Origin of the sequence: Novosphingobium sp. PY1 (genome assembly GCF_017312445.1) — a bacterium.
Lineage (GTDB): Bacteria > Pseudomonadota > Alphaproteobacteria > Sphingomonadales > Sphingomonadaceae > Novosphingobium.
This window is the reverse complement of sequence record NZ_BLTI01000003.1, coordinates 209,791-216,319: the sequence shown is the minus strand read 5'-3', so window position 1 is coordinate 216,319 and position 6,529 is coordinate 209,791. Positions and strand designations below refer to the sequence as shown.

Below are 6,529 nucleotides of genomic sequence, written 5' to 3'. Positions count from 1 at the left end.
TAACCTGAGACACGTGGAAATTACGCCGAACCGAAGCCAAGGGCTTCGCAAGGCCGAACGGCCGTCCGAGCTTATGCAAGGATAGCCAAACCGGCGAATGCCGGTGCCGGTAATTGAGGCAACATCATTGACGCGGGGTGGAGCAGCCCGGTAGCTCGTCAGGCTCATAACCTGAAGGTCGTAGGTTCAAATCCTACCCCCGCAACCAACCATCTACGACAAAGCCCCCAGCGCCCACGCGCCGGGGGCTTTGTCGTTTGCAGCCCGCGGCCATGCTTGCCACCGCGGCTCTCAACGCCATGGACTACCACTGCCTCGATCAGCGTGCGGATCGTGTTCCTCGAGCCAATCGCCTCGCGCGCGGCGAGGTGTTCGTGTTCTCACACCGAAGCCTATTGGAACTCTGGCGCGCTTCCCCCCATCACTTCGATACTCTCCACGGTACCGGGGAGAGACTTTCACGCAAACATTGCAGGAAAGCGTTGGTTCGCCGACTCCTCCCGTGCCGTGCATGCAGGAGGGCAACAACATCTGCGCTGGGCGGCGCCCAGTCCGGGAGTATTTCCTGCAAGTTTCCTGCGTCAAGGTCGCCAACCACGTCCCACTCGCTGCGGACCATTACGCCCATTCCTGCAAGAGCCCACTGCCGAACGATCTCGCCGTCATTGCTCGACATCACGGGCTTGATCCGAACCGTGACGCTGTCAGAACTAATTCTGGAAAAGCGCCAGAGTGTCACGTCTTCATTGTTCTCACGAAGTGCGAGACATCTATGCGCTGAAAGGTCTCTTGGATGACGCAGTGGCCCATTTGCGGCTATATATGCTGGCGCAGCGCACAGGATACGCCGATTTGGAGCAAGGGTGGTTATCAGCCTGTCGCTCTCGGGCAAGGCGCCTATATGCACGATAAGGTCGCAGCCTTCCGACATTTGCTTCACGGGGTTCTCGGACAGGTCCAGCTTCACTGTTACGCCAGGATGGATCGCGGCGAATGACTGGATGACTGCGGCAACGTATTGTCTTCCAAACCCGTAGGGAGCGGCCACCCGAAGGTTGCCCCGTACCTGCTCGGTTCGTTTGGACAACCGCTCTGACAGATCTTCCAGAGCGTGAGCGATGTTCACACCTTCGGTCGCGATCAGTTCGCCTTCGTCGGTGAGGCGAAGTCCCCGGGGGTTCCGCTCAACCAGTTTGACACCCACCCGAGCTTCCAGTGCGCGCAGGCGCTGGGTCACTGCCGGAGGCGTTACGTGGAGACGGCGCGCTGCCTCGGCCAGGGAGGTCGAGGTTGCGAGGAGTTGGAAGAAGAGGAGATCCTCGTGCGTCAGCATTAATCCAGATCTTTATCTAAAATACAATTTTCATTAATTGCATAGTTTACGCATTCGTATCATTATCCGCAACGCACGATACGATGGATCTTCCAGATGCGCCGGTCCGATTCTTGCGAAGGCAGAAGCTGCAATGACCATAGTGGCGTGTGACATGCACTCAATCGGTAGCGAATGGACGACCGCCGGTCGCAACGGGTCGCTCCATTGCAGGGATCTATTCCGCTCGCGAAGCGGAGATTTTCTGACCGGTCCTTTGCCTCATCACGAGGCTGCGCCTCGTCCGGTCATGGCTAGCGCCAATTCCTGAGCCAATTTTCAATCGCACGCGGAGAAAGCCCATGAGCGAAGCACAAGTTTTCGAAGCCGGTCGGGATTTACCTGACCAAATGACACTCGACGATCTGGAAACTCCCTGCTTGATCCTCGATGCCGAACGCATGGAGCGAAACGTGGCGCGCCTGCGCGCACGGCTTGCGAAGTTCGGCGTAATACTGCGCCCACACCTCAAGACGGCCAAGTCGATCGAAGTTGCGCGGGAGGTGATGTCCTCGCCGCAAGGCCCGGCCACGGTATCCACTTTGCGCGAGGCGGAATTTTTCGCCTCGGCAGGGGTAACCGACATTATTTACGCGGTTGGCATCGCACCGGGGAAACTTGAAAAAGTCATCGAATTGCGCCGCAAGGGATGCGACCTCGCAGTGGTGCTGGACACGGTCGAGCAAGCTCAGGCGGTCGCTTCTGCATCGGTCGATGCCGGAATGGCCATCCCAGCCCTGATCGAGATAGATTGCGATGGGCATCGTTCGGGTGTGCTGCCGGACGACGCAAAACTCCTTATCGACATTGCTGACGCCTTGACGAAGGGCGGGGAGCTTCGCGGCGTCCTCACCCATGCAGGCGCAAGCTACGATGCGCGCGGGGCCGAGGCGCTCCGTGTCTGCGCCGAGAACGAACGCCTGGCCGTCGTCTGCGCTGCTGCAATCTTGCGGGATGCCGGCCATGCATGCCCGGTGGTCAGTCTCGGCTCTACGCCCACAGCCCATTATGCCGAGAATCTTGATGGCGTGACGGAAGTGCGTGCCGGGGTTTTCGTCTTTTTCGATCTGGTCATGGCGGGCATCGGCGTTTGCCGGATCGATGACATCGCACTTTCCGTGCTGGGGACGGTGATCGGTCACCAGCATGAAAAGGGCTGGATCCTTGTCGATGCGGGCTGGATGGCGATGTCTCGCGATCGCGGGACATCCAAGCAGGAGGTCGATCAAGGTTACGGGATCGTGTGCGACAGCACCGGTCGCCCCTACGAAGATCTGATCCTGGCCGATGCGAACCAGGAACACGGGATAGTCACGGTGCGCCCCGGCTCGAACGCTGCTTTGCCCGACCTGAAGATTGGCGACCGGGTCCGTATCCACCCCAATCATGCATGCGCGACAGGAGCGCAGCATGGATCGTATCGCGTTGTGCGCGGGAGCGACAACGTCGTCGTGAATGAATGGAAGCGCTTCGGAGGCTGGTAATGGACAATAAACAGCAGGTCATTGAAACGGACAAGGCACCCGCCCCCGCCGGCGCTTATTCTCAGGCCGTTCGGTCGGGGGCGACGCTTTACATTTCGGGCCAATTGCCGATCCGCGCGGACAAGGCACCTCTAGCTGATACGAGCTTCGCCGCGCAGGCTCGTCAGGCAATCGCGAACATGCTTGCCATACTTGAAGCGGCAGGCGGTTCGCCAGCGGACCTTTCGCGGGTTACCGCCTACATTGTCGGCGTGGCGAACTGGCCGGAATTCAACCGCATTTACGGCGAATTGCTTGGCGATGCGCGCCCCGCCCGGACCGTCGTGCCGGTTCCGGAGCTGCATTACGGGTTTCTCGTCGAGATCGACGCGGTCGCCACACTCGATGATGATGCCTGATTTTGACGGGTGAGCGATAGCGGCAGGCGCATCAGCCTGGTTCTCGGACCGGGTCCGGCAGTCAGCCCGGGCCAGGTCACTTGCATCGCGATTGCGACACTTACTGCTCTGGAGTGTCCTGAATTTGAAACAATCGGCCAGATCCGGCGCAAACTTGCCAACTTTATCGATGCGTGTTGAGCCAGCATGAAGCAAGTTGGCTCAACACTGAAACGGGTTGGTATCATGGCGAGTAGCGCATCACTGTCACCACATTTGGTCGAAGCCTCGGCAGCAGGCCAGCAAGCTGTCAAAGTCAAATCGCGTCTGGCCAATATCGATGCCCTGCGCGGCTTTGTCATGGTTCTGATGCTTTTGGACCACCTGCGCGAAACGTGGTTCGTCAACTACGCCGTGAGCGATCCGATCAATGCGGCAACCGTGATTCCAGCGATTGGATTTGCGCGTTTTGCAGTCAGTTTTTGCGCACCCATCTTCGTCGCGCTTACGGGGCTTGGCGTCTATCTCTTCAGCATGAACCATACGGTCGAGGAAACCTCGTCGTACCTGCTCAAGCGCGGCCTTCTTCTCGTCGCCATCGAATTGTTCTACCTTTCCCCGTTGTACTGGGGGATCGTACCGCAGCCCACGTTCTGGCTTCAGGTCATCTGGGCGATCGGTCTGAGCATGATTGCCCTGTCAGTACTGATGCGTCTGCCGCGCCCGGCACTGATCGCGTTCGGCTTGATCATCGTATGCTTCCATAATCTCCTCGATCCGGTCCGGCTGACGCCCGAGAATCCCTGGTTCCCGCTTTGGGCGATCCTGTACCAGCGCGACGTGATCGCGCTGCCATTCGGCTTCGCCGCCAAGACGACCTATCCCCTCTTGCCGTGGCTGGGCGTCATCTCGCTGGGCTATGCCATCGGCAACTGGTTCCGCCCCGATTTCGGGACGGAGAGGCGGCAGCGTAATCTGCTCATCCTCGGCTTCGGAATGATCGCCGGTTTCATCGTGCTGCGCATGCTGAACGTCTACGGCGACAAGCCCTGGTTCGTTGTCGAAGGCGATTTCCTGCGCACCGCGATCAGCTTCATCTCGATGACGAAGTATCCGCCGTCCCTGCTCTTTCTCCTGCCGACGCTTGGCGGAGGGGCGCTCCTGCTGGTCCTGTTCGAGAAGATCAACGATTCCAGGCTGGTGGAGGCGCTAGCGGTATTCGGTGCGGCGCCGATGTTCTTCTACCTGCTGCACCTGACAGTACTGCGCGTGCTGTATCACAGCGCTCTGGCGATCTGGGGCCCGAACAACGGCAACTACTATATGTTCGATAACTACCACTGGGTCCTGCTGTGGTACGCCTTGATGATCGTACCGCTATATATCCCGACCGTGTGGTATGCCCGACTCAAGCGCCGTCGCCGCGACATTACCTGGCTGAAATATTTCTGATAGTTCAAGGCGCGCCCCGATACGGGGCGCGCACCAGTTTACGGGCGGCTCGGGGCATGTCCATGGCACGGCCACCCGCATGCTGGCCCAGTTCAGCGGATCACTTCGAATTCCATATTCTCACAAGGCGATATGTCTGACCGCAGTTGCCGAATGACTGGCCACCGTGGATCTCGATACGCTTGCCGATGCCGTGTCTCCCGCAGGAGACGATCCAATCTGGACCGATGTGCGAGCGCTGGAGATCGGCGCTGGGACCCCGCTCCGCTGACGTGATCGACCTGCCAATTTCCGGCAGGCTGACTGACGGAGGGAGCCGGTTTGGCGCAGTCTTGTAGTGGAACCGGGCAGGAGCGCGCTCCTGCCCGGTTTGTCGTTAAAGTCCGCCGATTTCGAGCGGGGAACCGTCCACGAGACGCGACAGGCGAAATGGCGCGGCGTCCACACATGGGGTGTCGTTCACCAGCAATTGCGAGGCGAGCAGGCCAATCCCCGGCCCCATGCCAAAACCATGGCCCGAACAGCCCGCGGCCAGGACAAGCCCTTCAACTTTATCCGTTTTCGAAATGACAGGCACCGCATCGGGAGAACAGTCGACAAGCGCGCCCCATGCTCCGGCCAATTCGATACCGGCAAACTGAGGAAACGCACGGGCGACGTTGGCCAGGATCCTGCGTACGAGCCATTGCTGCGGATTGGGATCGAGAACGCGGGTTCTTTCGAAAAGCGTTTCATCGTTCCTGAGCAGCGAGAAAAGGGATTCCGGGCCGGTCACGAAGGAGGGCCCGATTGCCAGCCTGACGTTCTTGAGGCGACGCTTGAACTGAGGCAGGAACTCGCGGGAATAACGGATGCCTTGCGGCGTCAGGTCGATCGTTGCCTTACCGCTGATCGCCAGAGTGTAGCTACCATCGAGCCGTCGCGTCATCGCGAAGTCGGGGGCATAAAGACACCCTCCAACGTCGTTCATGGGTTTCGTGCGTATGGCCGTCTGTCGCACGCCGGCTTGCGGGAAGTTGATACCGTGCGGGCGAAGGAACCGCGAGGCCCAGGCGCCGGCCGCACACAGGACCGCATCGGCCTTGATCAGGCCCTGTTCCGTATTCACGCCGACAACCCGGCCGTTCGTAATCTCGAGTGAGCGGGCGGCACATCCTTGGTGAATTGTCGCGCCGTGGGCGCGCGCACCGAGCGCGATCGCGGGGGCAGCAAGCGCCGGTTCTGCCTTGCCGTCGTTGGGTGAGGAAACGCCACCGATCCACTTGCGCGAGCCTTCGGGAATATGCCGAGCGATTTCCGCGGCGCTGAGCATTTGCGTCTCGACGCCGTTCTCAAGCCCGTAGGGCTGCCATTTCGCCCATTCGGCCAGTTGGGCTTCGTTATCGGTCGCGTAGAAAAGGCCGCAGCGCTGAAAACCGACGTCGTGGTCGAGTTCTTTCGAGAATTCGTCCCACAGGCGCATCGAAACCGAGGAGAGGGGCAATTCGCGGTGATCGCGATTTTGCTGACGGCACCAACCCCAGTTACGGCTCGACTGTTCGCACGCAATATGGCCCTTTTCGATCAACGCGACCGAATGGCCCTGCCGGGCAAGAAAATATGCCGCCGATACACCGACGATACCGCCGCCCACGATGACCACATCGGCGGTTTCGGGCAGGCGCTCGTCGCTGGATATGCGTTCGACGTATGGTGACATTATCTCTGGCCCTCGACCGATTGTTCAATCCAATCGAGCGGATTATCCCATCGCTCGTTCGGCAAATTATGTCGAACCCTACGCGAAAATTGGCATATTTCGCGCGATTTGCGCTCGCGTTCTCATGGCGTTTTCAATTGTGTTC

General features: G+C 59.6%; 5 protein-coding genes and 1 tRNA gene. 4 read left to right on the top strand and 2 right to left on the bottom strand.

Features of this window, described 5'->3' with window-relative positions; all coding sequences use genetic code 11:
• The first annotated feature begins 131 nt into the window (after positions 1-131).
• Positions 132-208: transfer RNA gene (locus tag J3474_RS04040), tRNA-Met, on the top strand.
• A 213-nt stretch (positions 209-421) separates the two neighbouring features.
• On the opposite strand, the gene J3474_RS04035 is transcribed toward J3474_RS04040, so the two are convergent.
• Positions 422-1,333 carry a LysR family transcriptional regulator gene (locus tag J3474_RS04035; protein WP_207093168.1) on the bottom strand — a complete coding sequence of 304 codons (912 nt, stop codon included), beginning with the start codon at positions 1,331-1,333 and terminating at the stop codon, positions 422-424.
• Between the two features lie 341 nt (positions 1,334-1,674).
• Here J3474_RS04035 and J3474_RS04030 point away from each other — a divergent pair, with 341 nt between their 5' ends.
• From J3474_RS04030 to J3474_RS04020, 3 genes are all read left to right on the top strand, one after another.
• Complete coding sequence (locus tag J3474_RS04030) at positions 1,675-2,856, top strand: DSD1 family PLP-dependent enzyme (RefSeq protein ID WP_242528181.1); 1,182 nt, start codon at positions 1,675-1,677, stop codon at positions 2,854-2,856.
• Positions 2,856-3,254 carry a RidA family protein gene (locus tag J3474_RS04025; RefSeq protein WP_207093167.1) on the top strand — a complete coding sequence of 133 codons (399 nt, stop codon included), beginning with the start codon at positions 2,856-2,858 and terminating at the stop codon, positions 3,252-3,254. The genes J3474_RS04030 and J3474_RS04025 overlap by 1 nt, the downstream gene beginning before the upstream one ends.
• A gap of 225 nt (positions 3,255-3,479) precedes the next feature.
• Positions 3,480-4,685 carry a DUF1624 domain-containing protein gene (locus J3474_RS04020; protein WP_207093176.1) on the top strand — a complete coding sequence of 402 codons (1,206 nt, stop codon included), beginning with the start codon at positions 3,480-3,482 and terminating at the stop codon, positions 4,683-4,685.
• 376 nt (positions 4,686-5,061) lie between these two features.
• Here the strand turns inward: J3474_RS04020 and J3474_RS04015 are convergent, their stop codons facing one another.
• Complete coding sequence (locus J3474_RS04015; RefSeq protein WP_207093166.1) at positions 5,062-6,384, bottom strand: FAD-binding oxidoreductase; 1,323 nt, start codon at positions 6,382-6,384, stop codon at positions 5,062-5,064.
• Positions 6,385-6,529: the final 145 nt, after the last annotated feature.

Coding starts and splice junctions, on each gene's coding strand:
- J3474_RS04015 (WP_207093166.1), bottom strand. CDS start 6,384: ATGTCACCATACGTCGAACGCATATCCAGCGACGAGCGCCTGCCCGAA.
- J3474_RS04030 (WP_242528181.1), top strand. CDS start 1,675: ATGAGCGAAGCACAAGTTTTCGAAGCCGGTCGGGATTTACCTGACCAA.
- J3474_RS04025 (WP_207093167.1), top strand. CDS start 2,856: ATGGACAATAAACAGCAGGTCATTGAAACGGACAAGGCACCCGCCCCC.
- J3474_RS04020 (WP_207093176.1), top strand. CDS start 3,480: ATGGCGAGTAGCGCATCACTGTCACCACATTTGGTCGAAGCCTCGGCA.
- J3474_RS04035 (WP_207093168.1), bottom strand. CDS start 1,333: ATGCTGACGCACGAGGATCTCCTCTTCTTCCAACTCCTCGCAACCTCG.